The sequence below is a fragment of the Halomonas marinisediminis genome (assembly GCF_004347715.1).
Lineage (GTDB): Bacteria > Pseudomonadota > Gammaproteobacteria > Pseudomonadales > Halomonadaceae > Halomonas > Halomonas icarae.
Genome location: NZ_SLTR01000019.1, coordinates 1 through 20,119, shown reverse-complemented (window position 1 = coordinate 20,119; position 20,119 = coordinate 1). Strand labels below are relative to the sequence as shown.

At 66.1% G+C, this 20,119-nt stretch carries 18 protein-coding genes and 1 pseudogene; 15 read left to right on the top strand and 4 right to left on the bottom strand.

Annotated features, from left to right (window positions below; all coding sequences use genetic code 11):
- The first annotated feature begins 74 nt into the window (after positions 1-74).
- The 6 genes from xerD to E0702_RS12990 all read left to right on the top strand — a co-directional run bounded on the left by xerD (position 75) and on the right by E0702_RS12990 (position 7,273).
- Positions 75-974 (top strand): site-specific tyrosine recombinase XerD, encoded by a 900-nt coding sequence (xerD, locus tag E0702_RS13015; RefSeq protein ID WP_132044530.1) that lies wholly within the window; start codon positions 75-77, stop codon positions 972-974.
- A 3-nt stretch (positions 975-977) separates the two neighbouring features.
- On the top strand, positions 978-1,727 hold the full coding sequence (locus E0702_RS13010; protein WP_240721745.1) for a DsbC family protein: 750 nt from the start codon (positions 978-980) through the stop codon (positions 1,725-1,727).
- A gap of 139 nt (positions 1,728-1,866) precedes the next feature.
- Positions 1,867-3,183: a homoserine dehydrogenase gene (locus E0702_RS13005; protein ID WP_132044528.1), complete on the top strand. Its 1,317-nt coding sequence runs from the start codon at positions 1,867-1,869 to the stop codon at positions 3,181-3,183.
- A 3-nt stretch (positions 3,184-3,186) separates the two neighbouring features.
- Positions 3,187-4,575: a threonine synthase gene (gene thrC, locus E0702_RS13000; RefSeq protein ID WP_132044526.1), complete on the top strand. Its 1,389-nt coding sequence runs from the start codon at positions 3,187-3,189 to the stop codon at positions 4,573-4,575.
- 206 nt (positions 4,576-4,781) lie between these two features.
- Positions 4,782-6,575 (top strand): single-stranded-DNA-specific exonuclease RecJ, encoded by a 1,794-nt coding sequence (locus E0702_RS12995; RefSeq protein ID WP_439952334.1) that lies wholly within the window; start codon positions 4,782-4,784, stop codon positions 6,573-6,575.
- Between the two features lie 80 nt (positions 6,576-6,655).
- Positions 6,656-7,273 carry a YitT family protein gene (locus E0702_RS12990; protein WP_132044522.1) on the top strand — a complete coding sequence of 206 codons (618 nt, stop codon included), beginning with the start codon at positions 6,656-6,658 and terminating at the stop codon, positions 7,271-7,273.
- A gap of 83 nt (positions 7,274-7,356) precedes the next feature.
- On the opposite strand, the gene E0702_RS12985 is transcribed toward E0702_RS12990, so the two are convergent.
- The gene (locus E0702_RS12985; RefSeq protein ID WP_132044520.1) at positions 7,357-9,948 is read right to left on the bottom strand and encodes a heavy metal translocating P-type ATPase; all 2,592 of its coding nucleotides are present in this window, start codon (positions 9,946-9,948) and stop codon (positions 7,357-7,359) included.
- On the bottom strand, positions 9,945-10,406 hold the full coding sequence (locus E0702_RS12980) for a MerR family transcriptional regulator (protein WP_132044518.1): 462 nt from the start codon (positions 10,404-10,406) through the stop codon (positions 9,945-9,947). The genes E0702_RS12985 and E0702_RS12980 overlap by 4 nt, the downstream gene beginning before the upstream one ends.
- A gap of 316 nt (positions 10,407-10,722) precedes the next feature.
- Here E0702_RS12980 and E0702_RS12975 point away from each other — a divergent pair, with 316 nt between their 5' ends.
- The 8 genes from E0702_RS12975 to E0702_RS12940 all read left to right on the top strand — a co-directional run bounded on the left by E0702_RS12975 (position 10,723) and on the right by E0702_RS12940 (position 18,686).
- Complete coding sequence (locus E0702_RS12975) at positions 10,723-12,075, top strand: OmpP1/FadL family transporter (RefSeq protein ID WP_132044516.1); 1,353 nt, start codon at positions 10,723-10,725, stop codon at positions 12,073-12,075.
- Between the two features lie 196 nt (positions 12,076-12,271).
- Positions 12,272-13,370 (top strand): peptide chain release factor 2 gene (gene prfB / locus E0702_RS12970; RefSeq protein ID WP_132044514.1). Its coding sequence is split into 2 segments (ribosomal slippage): positions 12,272-12,346 and positions 12,348-13,370, totalling 1,098 coding nucleotides; the frame shifts between segments, so codons are not numbered across the junction.
- A 159-nt stretch (positions 13,371-13,529) separates the two neighbouring features.
- Complete coding sequence (lysS, locus tag E0702_RS12965) at positions 13,530-15,080, top strand: lysine--tRNA ligase (protein WP_132044512.1); 1,551 nt, start codon at positions 13,530-13,532, stop codon at positions 15,078-15,080.
- A gap of 79 nt (positions 15,081-15,159) precedes the next feature.
- Positions 15,160-15,546, top strand: coding sequence for a hypothetical protein (locus tag E0702_RS12960; RefSeq protein WP_132044510.1), 387 nt, complete (start codon positions 15,160-15,162; stop codon positions 15,544-15,546).
- Positions 15,547-15,622: 76 nt separating this feature from the next.
- A complete protein-coding gene (locus E0702_RS12955; protein WP_132044508.1) occupies positions 15,623-17,005 on the top strand; it encodes an MFS transporter in 1,383 nt (460 codons plus the stop codon).
- Positions 17,006-17,087: 82 nt separating this feature from the next.
- Positions 17,088-17,396, top strand: a complete 309-nt coding sequence (locus tag E0702_RS12950; RefSeq protein WP_132044506.1) for a BolA family protein — start codon at positions 17,088-17,090, stop codon at positions 17,394-17,396.
- Entirely contained in the window at positions 17,393-18,214 is an 822-nt protein-coding gene (locus tag E0702_RS12945; RefSeq protein WP_132044504.1) for a hypothetical protein, read from the top strand. The genes E0702_RS12950 and E0702_RS12945 overlap by 4 nt, the downstream gene beginning before the upstream one ends.
- Positions 18,215-18,233: 19 nt before the next feature.
- Positions 18,234-18,686 carry a GNAT family N-acetyltransferase gene (locus E0702_RS12940; RefSeq protein ID WP_240721744.1) on the top strand — a complete coding sequence of 151 codons (453 nt, stop codon included), beginning with the start codon at positions 18,234-18,236 and terminating at the stop codon, positions 18,684-18,686.
- Between the two features lie 18 nt (positions 18,687-18,704).
- On the opposite strand, the gene E0702_RS12935 is transcribed toward E0702_RS12940, so the two are convergent.
- Positions 18,705-18,899: a cell division protein ZapB gene (locus E0702_RS12935; protein ID WP_132044500.1), complete on the bottom strand. Its 195-nt coding sequence runs from the start codon at positions 18,897-18,899 to the stop codon at positions 18,705-18,707.
- A 97-nt stretch (positions 18,900-18,996) separates the two neighbouring features.
- Positions 18,997-19,653 carry a 16S rRNA (guanine(966)-N(2))-methyltransferase RsmD gene (gene rsmD, locus E0702_RS12930; RefSeq protein WP_132044497.1) on the bottom strand — a complete coding sequence of 219 codons (657 nt, stop codon included), beginning with the start codon at positions 19,651-19,653 and terminating at the stop codon, positions 18,997-18,999.
- Between the two features lie 80 nt (positions 19,654-19,733).
- Between rsmD and E0702_RS12925 the strand changes: the two are divergent.
- Positions 19,734-20,119, top strand: a pseudogene (locus E0702_RS12925) (signal recognition particle-docking protein FtsY); the annotation flags it as partial.

Here is a 20,119-nt window from a genome sequence, read left to right as displayed (position 1 = left end):
TCGATCGACAAACCCCGTCACCGCTCTCGCGGGGCGGGGTTTCCTTTTATATGGCATGCCAGCCGGAGAATCTCATGAGTGGGGCCGACGAGACAGCCGTGATCGATACCTTTCTCGATGCCCTGTGGCTGGAGCAGGGGGTCAGCGAGCATACGCTGGCTGCCTACCGCCGCGACCTGACTGCCTGGGCGGCGCACCTTGCCGGGCTTGGCGAGGGGTTGCTCTCGCCAGATGCCAGGAGCCTGCCGGCCTGGCTCGATGCGCGGCGTGCGGCCGGCTATCGGCTGCGCAGCAATGCGCGCCTGCTCTCCAGTCTGCGTCGCTTCTATCGTTGGGCGCTGGAGACGGGGCGCATCGAGCGTGACCCGCTGGCCGAGGTCAGGTTGCCCCGGGTGCAACCCAGCCTGCCCGAGACCCTGGAGGAGGCCGAGGTGGAGCGGTTGATTGCGGCACCGGATGTGACGACGGATCTGGGGCTTCGTGACCGCACCATGCTGGAGGTGCTTTATGGCACGGGACTACGCGTCTCTGAGCTGGTGGGACTGACCACCGATGCCGTGAATCTGCGCCAGGGAGTGGTCAGGGTGCGCGGCAAGGGTGACAAGGACCGCCTGGTGCCTCTGGGCGAGGAAGCCGTTCACTGGGTCACGCGCTATCTGCGCACCGCGCGTGGTGCCTTGATGCATGATGTCATGCGGCCTGCGCTCTTTCCGGGGCGTGACGACCGCCCGCTGACCCGACAGGCCTTCTGGTACCGGATCAAGCATCACGCCAGGGTGGCCGGCATCGAGCGCTCGCTGTCGCCCCATACCCTGCGCCATGCATTCGCTACCCACTTGTTGAATCATGGTGCCAATCTGCGTGTCGTACAGTTGCTGCTAGGTCATAGTGACCTTTCCACTACCCAGATCTATACCCATGTGGCCCAGGCGCGCCTGGAGCGCCTGCATGCCGATCACCACCCACGAGGATGAATCATGACGACCCTTTCCCGGCTCCTTCTTCTCGGGCTGTCCGCCGCGCCTATGGCCATGCTGCTCTCGACGCAAGCCTTGGCCCAGCAGGGTGAGGCCGAGCGTCTTGCCGAGCGGCTTTCGGTCAGTGGCCAGGCGATGCCGGTGCGCAGCGTTCGCGAGGCGCCGATGGAGGGGCTCTTCGAGGTGCGCCTGGAGACCGGCGAGCGCTTCTACAGCGACGCGCAAGGCGAGCACTTTCTGGTGGGCGACCTCTACCGCAATGGCGAGCAGGGGCTGGTGAACCTGAGCGAGCAGAGTCGCAACGCCGAGCGTGCCGAGCGTCTGAGCCAGGTACCGGAATCCGAACGGGTGATCTTCCGCGGAGCCCAGAGCCGCGCCAGTGTGATGGTGTTCACCGATACCACCTGCCCCTACTGCCAGCAGCTTCACGAAGAGGTGCCGCGGCTCAACGAGCTGGGGATCGATGTGCACTACCTGGCCTTCCCGCGTAGCGGCATGAGCGGCCAGGGCGCGCGTACCATGCAGCAGGTGTGGTGTGCCGACAACCCCGCCGAGGCGATGAGTGCCGCCAAGCGGGGGGATTCGCTTTCGACCGCCGCGGACTGCGACAATCCGGTCGAGTCACAGTATCATCTGGGACTCGAGCTTGGCGTTCAGGGGACGCCGGCCATTGTGCTGCCTGACGGCCGCCTGGTACCGGGCTATGTGCCCGCCGAGCGTCTGGCCGCTATGCTGGGGCTCGACGAGTAGGGCATCCCGCTCTGTCCGCACGCCTGCAGGCCAGGCGATGGTGGCCGAGCGCCCTGGCCCGCCCCGGTGGCGGGCCGCCGAGCCATCTGGACACGACACGCTATATAACGAACTCGGACACACGAGCAGGAGTAATACATTGAAACCGGTGAGAGTAGGAATCTGTGGGCTGGGGACCGTCGGTGGCGGAACCTTCAACGTGCTGACTCGCAACGCCGACGATATTACCCGGCGGGCCGGGCGACCGATTGCCATCGAGCAGGTCGCCTATCGCACCCCCAACCCCGAGTGTGACCTCACCGGCATCGACACGACCGCCGATATCTTCGAAGTGGCCAGCAACCCCAACGTCGACGTGGTGGTGGAGCTGATCGGTGGCTATGACGTGGCGCGTGAGCTGGTGCTTGCCGCCATCGAGAATGGCAAGCACGTGGTCACCGCCAACAAGGCGCTGATCGCGGTGCATGGCAACGAGATCTTCGCGGCCGCTCACGAGAAGGGCGTGATCGTGGCCTTCGAGGCCGCGGTGGCCGGCGGCATCCCGGTGATCAAGTCGCTGCGTGAGGGGCTTGGCGCCAATCGCATCGAGTGGGTGGCGGGGATCATCAACGGTACCGGCAACTATATCCTGACCCATATGCGCGACGATGGGCGGGCCTTCGAGGATGTTCTCGCCGAGGCCCAGGCGCTCGGCTATGCGGAAGCCGATCCGACCTTCGATGTCGAGGGCATCGACGCCGCGCACAAGCTGACCATCCTCGCCTCCATCGCCTATGGGGTACCGCTGCAGTTCGAGAAGGCCTATACCGAGGGCATCTCCCGGGTCACCGCCGAGGATGTGGAGCAGGCCGACAACCTGGGCTACGTGATCAAGCACCTGGGGATCTCCAAGCGGACCGAGCAGGGCCTGGAGCTGCGTGTGCACCCCACGCTGATCCCCAAGGAGCGCCTGCTGGCCAACGTGCATGGCGTCAAGAATGCCATCGCCGTGATGGGCGATGCCGTGGGGCCGACCCTCTACTACGGCGCCGGCGCCGGGGCCGAGCCCACCGCCTCCGCGGTGGTGGCCGACCTGCTCGATGTGGCCCGTGATATCGCCACCGATCACCACTACCGGGTGCCCTACCTGGCCTTCAGCGGCATCAGCGAGGACGTCAGTCAGCTGCCGATCATGCCCATGGAGGAGATCACCACCGCCTACTACCTGCGGCTGCTGGCGGTGGATCGCCCCGGCGTACTGGCGCGGGTGGCGACCATTCTCTCCGAGCAGGGCATCTCCATCGAGGCGCTGATCCAGAAGGAGGCCACCGAGGGTGAACTGGTGCCGATCATTCTGCTGACTCACCGCACCCCCGAGAAGAGCATGAACGAGGCGATTCGCCAGATCGAGTCCATGTCCGATGTCGCCGGACCGGTGACCCGGATTCGCGTCGAATCCCTGGACGAGCAGGAATAACCCATGCGCTATATCAGTACCCGCGGGCAGGCGCCCGCACTCTCCTTCGAGGAGGTCGTGCTTACCGGCATGGCCAGTGATGGTGGCCTCTACGTGCCCGAGCATGTGCCCGAGCTTTCGCAGGATGAGCTGGCGGCCATGGCCGGTCTCTCCTATGCCGAGATCGCCTTCCGGGTGATGAAGCCCTTCGTCAACGGCGAGATCGATGACGAGACCTTCCGCGGGATCGTGAAGGAGGCGTATGCCACCTTCAGTCACGATGCCGTGGTGCCGCTCAATCAGCTCGACGCCAACCACTTTCTGCTCGAGCTGTTCCACGGCCCGACCCTGGCCTTCAAGGATGTCGCCCTGCAGCTGCTGGGTCGCATCCTCGACCACTTCCTCAAGAAGCGTGGCGAGCGGGCGGTGATCATGGGGGCGACCTCTGGCGATACCGGCTCGGCGGCCATCGAGGGCTGCCGCCACTGCGACAACCTCGATATCTTTATCCTCCATCCGCACAATCGGGTCTCGGAGGTGCAGCGTCGCCAGATGACCACGGTGCTGGCGGACAACGTCTTCAACGTCGCCATCGAGGGCAACTTCGACGACGCCCAGGCGATGGTCAAGGCGAGCTTCGCCGACCAGGACTTCCTGAACGGTACCCGGCTGGTGGCGGTGAACTCCATCAACTGGGCGCGCATCATGGCCCAGATCGTCTACTACGTGGCCTCCGCCGTGGCCCTGGGAGCGCCCCAGCGCAAGGTGAGCTTCTGTGTGCCATCGGCCAACTTCGGCAATGTCTTCGCCGGCTACATGGCCTATCGCATGGGCCTGCCGGTCGAGCGCTTCGTGATCGCGACCAACGCCAACGACATCCTGCACCGCACCCTGGCCGCCAACGACTTCTCGAAGAAGGAGCTGGTGGCCACGCTCGCGCCCTCCATGGATATCGTGGTCTCCTCGAACTTCGAGCGCCTGCTGTTCGAGGCGTATGATCGCGACGGCAAGGCCGTGGATGCCCTGCTTGAGCGCTTCCAGGCCGAGCCCACGGCCCTGGCCGAGGCACCGCTATCGCGCCTGCGTAAGCGCTTCGCCAGCCACAGCGTCGATGACAGCACCATTCTGGAGGTGATCCGCGAGGCGCACCATCGCACCCAGGAGATCCTCGACCCGCACACCGCCACCGGCTACCGCGCCGCCGAGCGCGAACGGGGTGACGAGAGCGTACCGATGATCACCCTGGCCACCGCGCACCCGGCCAAGTTCGCCGAGGCGGTGGTCAAGGCCGGTTTCCCGGGGGTACCGCTGCCGCCGCATATGGACGACCTGCTGGAGCGTGAGGAGCGCTACACGGTGTTGCCGGCGGAGCTTTCTGCGGTGCAACGGTTCGTCGCCGAGAATCGCCGCTGAGGTCGGAAGCCGGAAGTCGGAAGCGTAAGTAGCGAGGGGCGCCGGGGACAGGTCTGGAGGGGGTCTTTTTCCAGGGAAGGAAAAAGTAGCGTACAGGGAGGTATTCACAGCGCCCCCGAACAGGCCTGTCGCCGGATCAGCCCCGAGCGAGCTGTTACCTCTACTCAACCGTCCGCGATAACCCGCAGGAGCCTGGCTTGAACGCCATACGCGACCCCAACGATCTGAACGAGCGCCTGAGGCCGCGCATCCTGCCGCGGCCCCGGGATGCCGCGCTCTATGCTCGCGCCCAGCGAGAAGGGCTCAGCGAGCTTCAGGCTCGGGTGCTGGCCGGGCGTCTGCCGGGCTATCGGGGGGAGCTTGATCCGCTGGTCTCGCCCAGCCTGCGACATTTGGCCCACCCCGAGAAGCTGGCCGATGGCCGGCGTGCCGCCGAGCGCATCGCTCAGGCGGTGGTCGACGGCGAGCATATCGGCATCCTGACCGACTACGATGTCGACGGCATCACCTCCCATGTGGTGATTCGGCGCACCCTGCACGAGCTGTTCGGCGTGCCGGAGGCGAAGCTGCACAGCCTGATTGGTCATCGTATCCATGACGGCTACGGCATCAGTCTGCCGCTGGTGGAGCGAGCCCTGGCCCTCAAGCCGCGGCCCAGCCTGGTGATTACCGCCGACTGTGGCAGCAGCGACGAGCCGCGTATCGCACGCCTGGCGGCCCAGGGCATCGACGTGGTGGTCAGCGACCACCACGCGCTGCCGGTGGAGGGGCCACCGCCCTCGGCGCATGCCGTGGTCAACCCGACTCGCGACGACTGCGACTACCCCGACCCGACCATCGCCGGCTGCATGGTGGCCTGGCTGGTCATGTCGCTGACCCGCAGCGTGTTGATCGAGTGGGGGGTGCTGGCCCAGGCGACGCCCAAGCTCTCGCCCTGGCTCTCCTATGTGGCGCTGGGCACCGTGGCGGACTGTGTCTCCCTGGGGGGCAGCCCCGCCAACCGCGCGGTGGTAACCCACGGTCTGGCGTTGATCAACCGCATGGAGGCGGCCTGCTGGCGAGCCATGGCGCAGCGGCTGGGCGCCGATAGCGTGCCCTTCGACGCCGAGACCCTGGGGTTCCAGATGGGGCCGCGGATCAACGCTCGTTCGCGCCTCGATGACCCTTATGCCGCGTTGCACTTCATGCTGGCGGCGGATGATGTCTCGGCGGCGCGGCACCTGGACACGCTGGATCAGGATAACCAGTCTCGCAAGGCGATCGAGGCCGACATGACCGAGGAGGCGCGAGCGCTGGCGATGCCGGCGCTGAGCGCCAACGAGCCGGCCGTCGTGGTCTTTCTGGAGGATGGGCATGCGGGGGTGCAGGGCATCGTCGCCTCCAGGCTGGTGCAGGCCTACGGCCGCCCGGCGCTGGTGCTTACGCTGGCGGCCGCCCCCGGCATGCTGACCGGTTCGGGGCGCTCCATCGAGGGGCTGCATCTGCGCGATGCCCTGCAGCGCACCTTCGAGCTTGCCCCCGAGGCGTTGCCGCGTTTCGGAGGTCATCGTGGGGCTGCCGGCGTCGGCGTGCCCGCCGAGCGGCTCGATGCCTTCAAGGCCGCATTTCTAACGGCGGTTGCCGAACAGCTGGGCGAGGCCGAGCTCTATCCCAGGATCCTGACCGATGGTGACCTGGCCCCCGAGCAGCTGAGCCTCGCGACCCTCGAGGAGCTGCAGGCGGTAGGGCCCTTCGGTCGTGAGTTCGATCCGCCGCTGTTTCAGGGCGAGTTTGTCGTCGAGCGCCTGCGCCCGGTGGGTGCCGACGGCACTCACCTGATGCTGGAGCTATCACTGGGGGCGGTAACCCATCGGGCGATCTGGTTCCGGGCACTGACGCCTGGCGAGGTGCCGGCCTTCGGCGTGGGTGATCGGCTGCGCTGTGCCTACAAGCTCAACCGCAATCGCTGGCGGGGTCGCGAGAACCTGCAGCTGATGATCGAACACGCCGAGCAGGGCTGAGACATCGAATCCAGGCAGGCGCCGGGGGCGGCGCTTCGATACACTGCGTCGCGTCCCCTTTCCTGACCCAGAGAGTCGCGATGGAGCCCCAGGTATCCCCCTCATCCCCGCATCGTCCCTATGAGGACGCCCTGGCACTGCTGCTCGGTACGTTGTTCGTGGCCCTCGGGGTGGCCTTCTACACCCAGGCCACGCTGCTCACCGGCAGCACCGCTGGCATGGCCTTCCTGCTGCAGTACGCTACCGGCTGGTCCTTCGGCGTCTGGTTCTTCCTGATCAATCTGCCGTTCTACTGGCTGGCCATCAAGCGCATGGGCTGGTCGTTCACATTGCGTACCTTCGCCGCCATCGGGCTGGTGTCGCTGTTTTCCGAGCTTACCGGCCGCTGGATCAGCATCGATTCGCTGGCACCCTTCTATGGAGCGCTGATGGGCGGCTGCCTGATCGGCATCGGCATGCTGATCTTGTTTCGCCACCGCGCCAGCCTCGGCGGGGTCAATATCCTGGTGCTCTATCTCCAGGATCGCTATGGGCTGCGTGCCGGCTATGTGCAGCTGGCGATCGACGGGGTCATCATGCTGGTCGGCCTGGCGCTGCTGCCGGCCGACCGGGTGGGGCTGTCGGTACTCGGGGCGGTGGCGCTCAACCTGATCATCGCGCTGAACCACAAGCCGGGGCGCTATATGGGGGTCAGCTGAGACGGCAGCGGCTCAGCCGCTGCCCCAGAACCACCAGGCGATCAGGCCGATCAGGGCGAGTCCTGCCAGGTTGACGATCCAGCTCATGACGTAGTCTCCTTGTGCTGGCTGCTGTTCTCTTCGCCGCCCCCGGACTCGCCGGAGGGGCTGAACAGCCGCAGCCGGTTGGCGTTGCTGACCACGGTGATCGAGGAGAGCGACATCGCCGCCCCGGCGATCATCGGCGACAGCAGGGTGCCGGTGATGGGGTAGAGCACCCCGGCGGCGATGGGGATGCCCAGGGTGTTGTAGCCGAAGGCGCCCACCAGGTTCTGCTTGATATTGGCAAGCGTCGCGCGGCTGATCTCGATGGCGGCGGCCACGCCATGCAGCGAGCCGCGTACCAGGGTGATGCCGGCGCTCTCGATGGCCACATCGGTGCCCTGGCCGATGGCGAAGCCGACATCGGCCTGGGCCAGGGCCGGGGCGTCGTTGATGCCGTCGCCGACCATGCCGACCACCTCGCCTTTACCCTGCAGGCGCTCGATCTCGGCGTGCTTGTCCTCGGGCAGCAGGCCGGCGCGGAAGTCATCGATCCCGACCTCCGCCGCAATGGCGGCGGCGGTGTGCCTGTTGTCGCCGGTCAGCATCACCACCTTTAGGCCGTCGTCCTGCAGGCGCTTGACCGCCTCGACGGTGTCGTGGCGTAGCGGGTCGCTGATGCCGAATAGCGCCGTGAGGCTGCCGTCCACCGCCAGGTAGACCACGGTGCGTGCTTTCCTCTCCAGCTCCTCGGCGCTGTGACGTGCCTTGCCGAGGTCGATACCGGCCTCCTCCAGCAGTCGAGCATTGCCCAGCAGCAGTGCCCTGCCGTCTAGGGTGTCGGCCTTGACCCCGCCCCCGGTGACACTTTCGAAGTTCTTGATCTCGGCGGGTTCGGCAACGGCCTCCTCGGCCCGTTCCTCAGAATAGGCCAGCAGAGCCGCGGCCAGGGGGTGCTCCGAACCACGCTCCAGGGCCGCTACCAGGCCGAGTTGCTTCGCGTCGTCGCCAGCGAGGCCCGCGTCTGAGAAAAAATGGGTCTCGGTGACCCGCGGCTTGCCCTCGGTGAGGGTGCCGGTCTTGTCCACCACCAGGGTGGTGAGGCGGCTGGCCGTCTGCAGGGCGTCACCGCTTCTGACCAGTACGCCGTGCTCGGCGGCCTTGCCCACACCGATCATGGTGGAGATCGGCGTGGCCAGGCCCAGGGCGCAGGGGCAGGCGATGATCAGCACCGTGGTGGCGGTCACCAGCATATGCAATATCCGCGGCTCGGCGCCGACGTTGTACCAGACCAGGGCGGTAAGCACGGCGATGATCATCACCGAAGGCACGAAGATGCTCGATATTCTGTCGGCCAGCTGGCCGATGGGGGGGCGCGAGTTCTGGGCGCTGGCCACCTGCTCGGTGATGCGTCCCAGGCGAGTGTCGGCGCCGACGCGGGTGGCGCGATAGACCAGCGAACCCTTGCCGTTGACGGTACCGGCGCTTACCTCATCGTCCTGCGCCTTGCTGACCGGAAGGGGCTCGCCGGTGAGCATCGACTCGTCGATATGGCTCTGGCCCTCGATCACCTCGCCATCCACCGGCAGGCGCTCGCCGGGGCGCACGCGGATATGGTCACCTTCGCGCACCTCATCGATCTCGACCTCACGCTCCTCGCCGTCACGGATCACGCGTGCGGTGCGGCTCTGCAGGTCGAGCAGGCGCTTCAGTGCGTCGCTGGTACGTCCTCGGGCGCGCAGCTCCAGGGCGTTACCCAGCAGCACCAGGCCGATGATCATCGAGGAGGCCTCGAAATAGATGCCGCGGGCCATCTCTGGCAGCCAGGGAGCGAAGGCCACCACCGCCATGGAGTAGGCCCAGGCGGTACCGGTTCCCATGGCGATCAGGGTGTCCATATTGGCCTGGTGGTGTCGAAAGTTCTTCCAGGCGTTGACGAAGAAGTGGCGGCCGGGGAGGGCCATGACCGCCAGCGTCAGCCCGCCGATCAGCATCCAGAAGAGTCGGCCTGCGCCCTCCGGCTGAGGGTGGAAGACGAACATGCTGATCATCAGCGGGATGGCCAGTGCCAGTGACCAGACGCTGCCTCGCAGCAGGCGACGATACTCACGCTGGTTGCGCTGGGCTCTGGCCTCCTCGGCCTGGCGAAGGTCGTGGATGGGGGCGGCGCTATAGCCCACTGACTCCACGGCCTGGACCATCGCCTCCTCGGTAGCGCTGCCCTGTACCTGGGCGGTATGGGTGCCGAAGTTGACGGTGGCCGAGACCACGCCCGGGGTGCGCTCCAGCACCTGCTGTACGCTCTTCACGCAGCTGGCGCAGGTCATGCCGCCGATGGCGAGCCGTCGAGTGGTTGCGCGCTCGCCGCTGCCAGCGTCCGGTTCGGCCGGTGCCTCGCCGCCAGGAGCATCGGCTTGCCTGGTAGGGGCCTCTTCTTCGCCGGATGTCGCTGCCCCCTCCGCCGGATAGCCGGCTTCGCTCAACACACGGTCCAGTGTCTGGCCATCCAGTCGGGTGGTCGCGGTGAGGCGTTTCTCCGCCGGCACACCGACCACCTCGGCGTCCGGGTCCTTGGCCTGAATCGCCTCGCGCATGCGCTTGACGCAGCCCTGGCAGCTCATGCCGGGGATCTGGCGTTCGAGGGTGGCGTTCATGGCTCCTCCTTTGGGGCGTGCTCGTCGGCGCGACGCTTTGCATCGCCCCGCAGCGGTTCGGGAAAGCTCTCGATCAGCCGGCACAGGCTGTGGCCGTCCGGGGTGCCATCGGGCATGTCGGCCCAGGTCTCCAGTGCCTGCTCCATGCGTTCGGCCAGCGCCTGAAGCTCGGCGATGCGCGCATGGATCTGTGGCAGGCGACTGGCCAGCAGGTCGCGCACCATGGGGCAGGGAGAGTCGCCGTGATCGGCGTGGTCGAGGATCTCGCGTATCTCGGCCACACCGAAGCCCAGGGTGCGGGCGCGCTGAATAAAGCGCAGTCGCTCCAGGTCGGCCTGGGTGAATAGCTGGTAACCGTTGTCGGGGTGGCGCTCGGGATGCAGAAGCCCTTCACGTACATAGTGGCGCACGGTCTCGGCGGTAACCCCGGCCCCCTTCGCCAGTTCACTGACCTTCATGACGGTGTCTCTCGAGAGTGGCATGCCTGCAGTGTAAAACCTTTGGGTTACCCAAGGGTCAAGCCGTCCCGAGTCAGGGCGCGCGTCGTTGCGGCATATCCCGTGAGGTGTTGTGTAACCCACTGAAAGTTCACAACATCAAACAGCTGTGCGACCAAAGTATTAGTGTATTCGACATTAAAACGGTCGTTTGGGGTTGAAACGAGCGTTGGCATACGCGAAAAGGGGAGGGCACGCGCCCGCCTCCGGGGAGAGGCAATACCGGCGCCAACGTAACAATCGTAACGCAACAACCGCACCGCAAGGGATGGATCTCATGAAGAACAAGTTCAATCGCCTGACCCTCGCCGCTGCCGTGGCGGCCGCCGCCTTCGCCAGCCAGGCCCAGGCCGGTGGCTTCCAGCTTAACGAGCAGAGCGTCAGCGGCCAGGGCTATGGCCATGCCGGGCGCAGCTCCAACGTCAATGACGCCACCATCGTCTTCGGCAACCCAGCGGGGATGTCATTTCTGGATCGCGCCCAGCTCTCTGCCGGTGCCACCTATCTGGTCGTCAATAACGATATCAGCAATGTCACCGCCACACGTAACGTCGATTCTGGCGTTGCCATGGGTGGCATGCCGAATGGCACTCAGGTGCCGGCAGGATCCATACCGGGCGGTAATGAGGGCGATATGGTCGGCAACAAGGCGGTGCCCTTCGCCTTCTATGCCCATCCGGTCAATGACAGGCTGGCCTTTGGTTTCGGGGTCTACGCGCCCTTCGGCTCCAAGACCGACTACGAGGATGACTTCCAGGGGCGCTACTTCGGCAACTACACCGAGGTCACGGTAGTCAGCGCGCAGCCGACGGTCTCCTATCGTTTCAATGAGCAGTGGTCGATCGGCGCCGGCATCACCTACAACCAGGTGGAAGGCGAGCTGCGCCGTCAGATCCCCAGTGTTCAAAGCTATGATCCTGCGGGCGATGTCGATGCACGTGTCGACGGTGACGACGAGGCCTGGGGATATAACCTGGGTGTCATCTATCGGCCGGTGCCGGAGACCACCCTGGGACTGACCTATCGCTCCGAAGTCGAGTATGAGCTTGAGGGCGACTTCAAGGCGATCGACCCGATGGGCAATATCGTCAGGTCTGACAACGCCTCTCTCGATCTCACCACTCCCGAAACCGTCAACTTCTCCGTCACTCAGCAGATGACCGACCGTCTTAAGTTGATGTTCGGCGCCTCCTGGTCGCGCTGGAGCAAGTTCCAGGAGATTCGTGTCACCGGTGATACCATCCCGACAATTACCGATGAGACACAGAACTACAGCAATGCCTGGGCCTTCGCGGTGGGTGGCGAGTATCAGCTGAATCCGCAGTGGGTGCTGCGTGCCGGCCTGACGCTGGATGATACCCCGAGCAACGACCGGCATCGCAGCGTGCGTATTCCCTCCGATGATCGTCGCATCTTCTCGCTGGGAGCCGGCTGGACGCCGACCGACGCCTTGACCATCGACTTCGCCTACTCCTACTTGACCGAGCACACCACTCGTATTGAGCAGACCCGTGCTGACCACCTGGCAAGTCCAGCAACCGGTGGTGTGCCGGTTGGGGGTGCCACGTACGCCGCCGACTACAAGAACGAAGCCCATGGCTTTGGCGCTCAGCTGACCTACCGCTTCTAAGCGAGAGTCTGCCAGGCGCAGGACAGAGACCCCGGCCCTGGCCGGGGTCTTCGCGTCTGGGTCGTGCGAGCGGGGCGGATGGGTGCGACGCGCCGCGGCTTTCGCTACAATGGCCGTCTTTTCCGTGCCGCCGCGGGCCGCACTCCTGCCCGCCCGCGACGGCCGTACGTCCACCCGAATTCAGGCGAGACGCCCCATGCTGGAAACCAATCCGATTCACAACCTCATCAAGGACCTGTCTGAGCGGACAGACGTCCTGAGGGGGTATCTTTGACTATGCCGAAAAGAAGGATCGGCTAGAGGAAGTTACCCGCGAGCTGGAAGACCCCAATGTCTGGAACGATCCGGACTATGCCCAGAAGCTGGGCAAGGAGCGCGCTTCCCTCGAGACCATCGTGGCCACCATCGACGAGCTGGACCAGGGGCTGGGCGATAGTCGCGACCTGCTGGAGCTGGCCGAGATGGAGGATGACGAGGCCACCGTCGCCGAGGTGGAGAAGGAGCTCCAGGACTTCCATGCCAGCCTCGAGAAGCTCGAGTTTCGGCGGATGTTCTCCGGCGAGATGGACGAGAACAACGCCTATCTCGATATCCAGGCCGGTTCCGGCGGGACCGAGGCCCAGGACTGGGCGAACATCCTGCTGCGCATGTACCTGCGCTGGGCCGAACATCATGGCTTCAAGGCCGATATTACCGAGCTCTCCGCCGGCGATGTGGCGGGCATCAAGTCGGCCACCCTGCATATTCAGGGTGATCATGCCTTCGGCTGGCTGCGCACCGAGACCGGCGTGCACCGCCTGGTCCGCAAGAGCCCCTTCGACTCCGGCGGTCGCCGCCATACGTCGTTCGCGTCGGTGTTCCTCTCCCCGGAGATCGATGACAGCTTCGAGGTCGATATCAATCCCTCGGACCTGCGCGTCGACACCTACCGCTCCAGCGGCGCCGGCGGTCAGCACGTCAACACCACCGACTCGGCGGTGCGTATCACCCATGAGCCCACCGGTATCGTGGTGGCCTGTCAGAGCCAGCGTAGCCAGCATGCCAACCGCGACTTCGCCATGAAACAACTCAAGGCGAGGCTGTGGGAGCATGAGATGGAGAAGCGCAACGCTGCCAAGCAGGAAGCCGAGGACTCCAAGTCCGATATCGGCTGGGGCAGCCAGATCCGCTCCTATGTGCTGGATGATCAGCGCATCAAGGACCTGCGTACCGGTGTACAGACCAGCAACTGCGACAAGGTGCTGGACGGCGATCTGGATCAGTTTATCGTCGCCAGCCTCAAACAGGGTCTATAGCCTGCTGCGCTCGCCGACGCGCCCCCGCCCCTCTGCTCGAGATGTCCATCGGCCCGAGTCGATGCCGCTCTCCGCAGAGGGGCGGCTTGTATCGGCGTCGCTTGCACGGCTCTAGATGCGTCTCAGCTTTCGTATTCGAGATTTCCAACAGGTAGCGATATGGCCAACGAGAGTCCCTCAGCGGAAAGCCCGCAGAACGAAGAGAACCGCTTGATCGCCGAGCGCCGCGCCAAGCTGGCGGCACGCCGCGAGCGGGCCGCCGCCCAGGGCGAGAGCGCCTTCCCCAACCATTTCCGTCGTGACAGCCAGGCCGCCGAACTCGAGGCGGCACTGGGTGACAAGGACAAGGCCGAGCTCGAGGCGCTGGGCCACCAGGCCAGTGTGGCCGGCCGTATCATGCGCAAGCGTGGTCCCTTTATCGTTATTCAGGATGTCAGCGGCCAGATTCAGCTCTACGTCGACAAGAAGGGACTGCCGGCCGAGCTGCTCGAGGAGATCAAGGGCTGGGACATCGGCGATATCGTCGCCGGGCGTGGCCCGGTGCACAAGTCGGGCAAGGGTGACCTCTATGTGATGATGGAAGAGGCGGTGCTGCTCACCAAGAGCCTGCGGCCGCTGCCCGACAAGTTCCACGGCCTCACCGATATGGAGGCGCGTTATCGTCAGCGCTATGTGGACCTGATCATGAACCCCGACTCGCGTCAGGTGTTCGAGACCCGTGCCGGGGTCATCAGTGCCATGCGTCGCTTCTTCGAGGCGCGCGGCTTCATGGAGGTGGAGACCCCCATGCTGCAGGCGATCCCTGGTGGTGCCACGGCACGCCCCTTCGTGACCCACCACAATGCGCTGGACCAGGACATGTACCTGCGCATTGCGCCGGAGCTCTACCTCAAGCGCCTGGTGGTGGGGGGCTTCGAGAAGGTCTTCGAGATCAACCGCAACTTCCGTAACGAGGGGCTCTCCACGCGCCACAACCCCGAGTTCACCATGATCGAGTTCTATCAGGCCTATGCGGATTACCATGACCTGATGGATCTGACCGAGGAGATGTTGCGTACCCTGACCCAGGAGGTGCTGGGCAGCACCACCGTGGTCAACACCGTGCGCAATCGTGATGGCGAGGTGCTGGAAACCTTCGAGTACGATTTCGGCCAGCCGCTGCGTCGCCTGAGCGTGTTCGACGCAATTCTCGAGTACAACCCCGATATCCACGCCGATTCGCTGGCCGACGAGGCCGCGGCGCGTCAGATCGCCGAACGCCTGGATATCGACGTCAAGGATGGCTGGGGGCTGGGCAAGATCCAGATCGAGATCTTCGAGAAGACCGTGGAGCATCGTCTGCAGCAGCCCACCTTTATCACCGAGTATCCCACCGAGGTGAGTCCTCTGGCGCGGCGCAAGGATGCCAACCCCTTCGTCACCGAACGTTTCGAGTTCTTCGTCGGGGGGCGCGAGATCGCCAACGGCTTCTCCGAGCTCAACGACGCCGAGGATCAGGCCGAGCGTTTCCGCGAGCAGGTGGCCGAGAAGGAGGCCGGCGACGACGAGGCGATGTACTTCGACGCCGATTATGTGCGGGCTCTCGAATATGGTCTGCCGCCCACCGCCGGCGAGGGCATCGGCATCGACCGTCTGGTGATGCTGCTGACCGATAGCGCCTCGATCCGCGATGTGCTGCTGTTCCCTGCCATGAGGCCAGAAGTCGAGTAGAGGAGCGGTTCGGGAAGCATTGGTAAACGCCGTGGGTAGCGCCCATAATGGTCAGCGTTTCGACGTCGAGGAGACCGCCATGAAACTGCTCAACCGCTCTGCCCTGAGCGTCCGCCCGACCCAGCACTTCGTGGATTGGATCAATGGGCTCGAGCCCACCCTCGGCAACGAGGATCTGACGCTGGCCGACGTCGAACACGAGAGCACCATCTACCTGATCCCGGAGATGGATACCCCGGAGGCCCTGCAGGGCTTCGTGCGTGAGCGCTACCTCGAGATCCTCGAGACCGAGCTTCGCGCCTGGGAAGAGGATCAGCGGCAGTGGCCCGAGGTCCTCGACTGGCCGCTGTTTCAGCGCTTCCTGCAGCTCGAGCACAGCTACCTCGCCATCGACCTGGATGATGAGGCGGCGCTCGAGATCTCCGAGATCGACGATAGCCTGCTGTTGGAGACCGACCAGGACTGACGCCTGATCGGAGATTCGCGAGAGAAACCGGCTTCGGCCGGTTTCTTCGTTAACGGACCCTGAGGCGGAACATGGAATGAGCCGACTGTTCGAGACGCGCCCCGATGATGATGGCCTGCCGGGGCCCGAGCGACGCCTGGCGGTGCTGGCGCTGATCCTCGGTACCCTGATGGCGGTGGTGGATACCACCATGGTCAATATCGCGCTGCCCTCCATCGCCACCGGCCTCGAGGTGTCGGCGTCGCGGGTGGTATGGGTCACCAACCTCTTCCAGGTCAGCTCGGCCGCCTTCCTGCTGGTTTTCGCCGCCCTGAGCGAGCTGCTGAGCCGACGCCGGCTCTATGTGGCGGGGGTGGCGGTATTCACCCTGGCGGCGCTGGGCAGCGCCCTCTCGACCACCCTCGAAAGCCTGCTGATCTTTCGTGCCCTGCAGGGACTTGGCGCAGCGGCGACACTCTCCATCGGCCCTTCGATCTATCGCCAGGTCTTTCCGACGCGGCTGCTGGGGAGCGCCCTGGGACTCTCGGCCATGGTCGTGGCGGGGGGCTATGCTGCCGGCCCGGCGATCGGTGGAGCCCTGCTCTCGGTGGCCGACTGGCCATGGCTGTTTGCGCTGCACCTGCCGCTTGGTGCGGTAGCGGTGGTGCTGGCCTGGAGGGCACTGCCGCGTGAAGCGGCGCGCCCCGGTGGCTTCGACTGGCAGGGGGCGCTGCTCTCGATCACCATGCTCGGCGGCCTCTTCGTCGCCATGGATGGCCTCGGCCATGGCATGGCGGCCTGGGCCCTGGCGGCCTGGCTGGGCACCAGTCTGGTGGCGGCTCTGCTGTTCGTGCGTCGCCAGCGACGCGCCACTCACCCGTTGCTGCCGCTGGTGATCTTTGCCGAGCGGCGCTTCAGCCTGGCGCTGGCCGCTCAGGGGAGTGCCTTCATCGGGCAGGGGCTCGCCTTCGTGGCGCTCTCCTTCCTGTTCCAGCAGCAGATGGGGTTCTCTCCCCTCGAGACCGCCTGGCTCTTCACCCCCTGGCCGCTGGCGATCATGCTGGTGGGGCCGCTGGCGGGCCGGCTGGCCGACCGGGTGAACCCCTCCCTGTTGGCGTCGCTGGGCCTGCTGCTGCTGATGGGGGGGCTGTCTGCCCTGGCCTGGCTCGATGCCGAGGCCGGGGTGATCGAGGTGCTGTGGCCCATGGCGCTGTGCGGTATGGGCTTCGGGCTCTTTCAGCCGCCCAACAACCGCGAGCTGATCGGTAGCGTACCGCTGTCGCGCAGCGCCAATGCGTCCGGGGCCATGAGCACGTCGCGTACCGTGGGGCAGTCGCTGGGGGTGGCCCTGGTCGGCGCCTTCCTGGCCGCCGGCGTGGCGGTGCAGGCCACGCTATGGCTCGGTGCCCTGACGACCCTGGCCGCCCTGTTGTTCAGCCTGCTGCGAATTCCGCTTGCCGCAGCCGCCCGGCGTGGATAGCGTCGCCGGGTCGCGGTGCATCGTTCGCCTTGCCTATAGCGAGTACAATGGGTGTTTCACTTCACCATTTTGGGAAGCCGCCATGAGCATCCAGTCAAACATCGAAGAGAAGCTCCAGGCCCTCGAGCCCGCCTTTCTGCAGGTGGAGAACGAGAGCCATCGGCACGCCGTGCCGCCCAACTCCGAAACCCACTTCAAGGTGACGCTGGTCAGCGAGCGCTTCGAGGGTCTGATGCCGGTCAAGCGCCATCAGCAGCTCTACGCGCTGTTGGCCGATGAGCTGGCCGGGCCGGTGCATGCCCTGGCACTGCACCTCTATACGCCCCAGGAGTGGCAGGCCAGCGGCCAGGCGCGTCCCGACTCGCCGGACTGCCGGGGCGGCGGCCGGTGACCAGCGAGCCGCAGCGCCTCCAGTATCTGGAGGCGATGGGTCTGACCGCCTGGGTGGCGCGCTATGCGCTGCCCAATGCGCATCCCACGCCGGCCTGTGAGTGGGAGCTGCCCGAGCGGCCTCCCGAGGTCGGGCATGGTCAGCGCCTGCAGGCGCTGCTGGATGAGGCGCGGGAGCAACCGGCGGCCCCGCCGGCCGAGAGCCCAGCTCAGGAGCGCACCGAGCGCGTACCGCGTCCTGGCAAGGCGCGAGCGGCCTTGCTGGGCGATATGGCGCCTCCTGAGGAGGTAAGTGCCGAGGCCGAACCGTCGCGCGCGATGGCCGACGAGGCGCCCCGGGAAGCCCTGCGCTTCGCCTTTCAGGTGGCCTGCCTGGAGGGGCGCTGGCTGCTGGTGCTGCCGGGCGACCAGGCACCGGGGCGTCCTCAGCTGATGTTGCTCGCCAATATCCTGCGCGCCGCAGGTATCGAGTCGCCGCCCCCGGTGTTTCAGGACTTTCGCTGGCCACTTCAGGAGGGGCTTCCGGTGCAGGAGCCACTGGTGGAGGCCCGGGAGGGGCTGAAGGCCTTTGTCGCCGGGGCCAGCAGGCGCGGCTGGGAACCTGAGCGGTTGCTGGTGTTCGGCCGGGACGAGGTGCTGGAGCGAGTGCTGTCGCTCGAGGGAGAGCACTGTCCGCTGTTCGGGCTGCCTGCCTGGCAGGGGCCTTCGCTGGCCGAGCTCGCCAATGGCGCCGAGGCCAAGCGCGCACTGCTGCCCCGGCTGCTGGCCCTGGGCGAGGCATGGCGCGAGACGCAGGGTGGGGCTTCGAGTGAGCAGTGAGGTGTCTGGCGACCGGTCGGTGCTGACGCTCCTGGACGAGGCCGCGCTGGAATCGCTGACGGCCCTGGAAGCCGCCCATGGGTGGGCAACCGCCGGCTCGACGAGCCAGCTGGCGGCAACCCTGCGCTCGTCGACGATGTGGGTGGTGGGCCAGGTGGTCGATGATGTCGTGGTGGGGTATGCCGCGCTGGAGCGGCAGCCCTTCGAGGCCGAGCTGCAGGCGATTCTGGTAGATGCGCGCTGGCGTGGGCGAGGAGTGGCTCGTCGGCTCCTGTCGGAGGTGGTCGAGCAGGCCCGAGTCTGGGGCAGCGAGCGCCTGTTGCTGGAGGTGCGGGCTGGCAATGTCTCGGCCATCGCGCTCTATCGCGCGGCAGGCTTCGCCGAGGATGGCGTTCGCCGCGGATACTATCCGCCCCGGCAGGCCGGGGCGGTCAGGGAAAATGCGTTGCTGATGTCACTGGCGCTGGCGTGAGACCGGCGCGGTGGTGGCTCAGCTCTGGCTGCTGGTATCCAGCTCGTCCAGCTTGCCGAGCACGGCGGTCAGACGGCTCTCCCACTCCTCGCGCTCCTGCTTCAGGCGGCTGTTTTCCTCGCGCAGCTCTTCGGCTTCCATCTTCAGCAGTTCCAGGGCCTCCACGGCGCTGGTGACCTTCTGTTCGAGCCGGTTGAAGAGTTCAATGCTCATCCTGTTCTCCTGAGGTGTCGTTCCGGGTGGTCCTTGTGGCCGAGCCGGTGCCCGCAGCGGGCGTTCCAGTCCCGCAGCGTAACGCCGAGCCCCTGGCTCAGCAAGCGTCGTCGGCCGGCGACAGGGCGGTCGCGTCGCGTCGATAGAGTCGACCATGGCTGTCGCCGGCGTGAACCTCTCGGTGTAGCCGCCAACTGGGAGGCACCTGCGGGTCGAGCCCCGCTTCGGTTTCCAGATAGATGAAGGCCTCGTCGGTCAGCCAGCCCGATTCCAGCGCGGCGCAGCACGGCTCGGCCAGTCCCTGGCGGAAGGGGGGGTCGAGAAAGACCAGAGTGGCCGGGGAGGGCGCATCGCTCAGGAAGCGGGAGACATCGGCGTTGATGACGCGCCCCCGTGATGCGGCCCCCAGGGTGTCGAGGTTCCTGCCCAGCTGGTCGGCCACCCGGGCGTCGCGCTCCACGAAGATGGTCTCGCGGGCGCCGCGCGAGAGCGCTTCCAGGCCGAGGGAGCCGGTGCCCGCGAAGAGGTCAAGCACCCGGGCGCCGGGCAGGGTGGCGGCAAGCCAGTTGAACAGCGTCTCGCGCACTCGGTCTGGCGTGGGGCGCAGGCCGGGGCTGTCGAGTACCGGCAGCAGCCGGCGGCGGAAGTCGCCGCCGATGATGCGCAGGCGGCCCGCATGGCGTCGGTCGGAGCTTCGGCGGCCGGCGGTCTTGGGTTTGCCTGAGCGGCGTGGGCGTGGGGAGCGTCGAGTCATGACGGGATTGTAACCGGCGACTTGTCCACAGTCATGGTGGGCAGTGGTAGGATGTGACGATTCGTTCATCCGCGAGGCTGATGCTGTCCATGTTCGGTTTTTTCAAGCGCAAGAAGAAGCAGGAGCAAGAAGCGATCCGGGAGGAGCAGGAGCTCCAGGACGAGGTCGCTTCGCCCTCCGAAGAGGAGGAGGGCTCCGGCCAGGGGGAGAGCTCCGACCAGGGTGAGCGCCCCATCGACGAAGAGCACGCCATCGAAGAAGGGCGCGTCGCCGAGACGCAGGCTCGGCCCGAGTCACACACCGTCGAATCGTCGCCTGCCGAGGTGACAGAGACGTCGGGCGAGGACACGGCCACCGCCTCGGGGAGCATTGCCCCTGACCCCGTCAGGCAGCAGCCTGTACCCGAGCCCGAGCCCGAGCCCGAGCCCGAGCCCGAGCCCGAGCCCGAGCCCGAGCCCGAGCCCGA

Bases quoted from the DNA above. Each gene is read 5' to 3' on its own strand.
- xerD (WP_132044530.1), top strand. From the start codon at position 75: ATGAGTGGGGCCGACGAGACAGCCGTGATCGATACCTTTCTCGATGCC.
- lysS (WP_132044512.1), top strand. From the start codon at position 13,530: ATGGCCAACGAGAGTCCCTCAGCGGAAAGCCCGCAGAACGAAGAGAAC.
- E0702_RS13010 (WP_240721745.1), top strand. From the start codon at position 978: ATGACGACCCTTTCCCGGCTCCTTCTTCTCGGGCTGTCCGCCGCGCCT.
- thrC (WP_132044526.1), top strand. From the start codon at position 3,187: ATGCGCTATATCAGTACCCGCGGGCAGGCGCCCGCACTCTCCTTCGAG.
- E0702_RS12960 (WP_132044510.1), top strand. From the start codon at position 15,160: ATGAAACTGCTCAACCGCTCTGCCCTGAGCGTCCGCCCGACCCAGCAC.
- E0702_RS12985 (WP_132044520.1), bottom strand. From the start codon at position 9,948: ATGAACGCCACCCTCGAACGCCAGATCCCCGGCATGAGCTGCCAGGGC.
- E0702_RS12935 (WP_132044500.1), bottom strand. From the start codon at position 18,899: ATGAGCATTGAACTCTTCAACCGGCTCGAACAGAAGGTCACCAGCGCC.
- rsmD (WP_132044497.1), bottom strand. From the start codon at position 19,653: ATGACTCGACGCTCCCCACGCCCACGCCGCTCAGGCAAACCCAAGACC.
- E0702_RS12990 (WP_132044522.1), top strand. From the start codon at position 6,656: ATGGAGCCCCAGGTATCCCCCTCATCCCCGCATCGTCCCTATGAGGAC.
- E0702_RS12975 (WP_132044516.1), top strand. From the start codon at position 10,723: ATGAAGAACAAGTTCAATCGCCTGACCCTCGCCGCTGCCGTGGCGGCC.
- E0702_RS12950 (WP_132044506.1), top strand. From the start codon at position 17,088: ATGAGCATCCAGTCAAACATCGAAGAGAAGCTCCAGGCCCTCGAGCCC.
- E0702_RS12980 (WP_132044518.1), bottom strand. From the start codon at position 10,406: ATGAAGGTCAGTGAACTGGCGAAGGGGGCCGGGGTTACCGCCGAGACC.
- E0702_RS12955 (WP_132044508.1), top strand. From the start codon at position 15,623: ATGAGCCGACTGTTCGAGACGCGCCCCGATGATGATGGCCTGCCGGGG.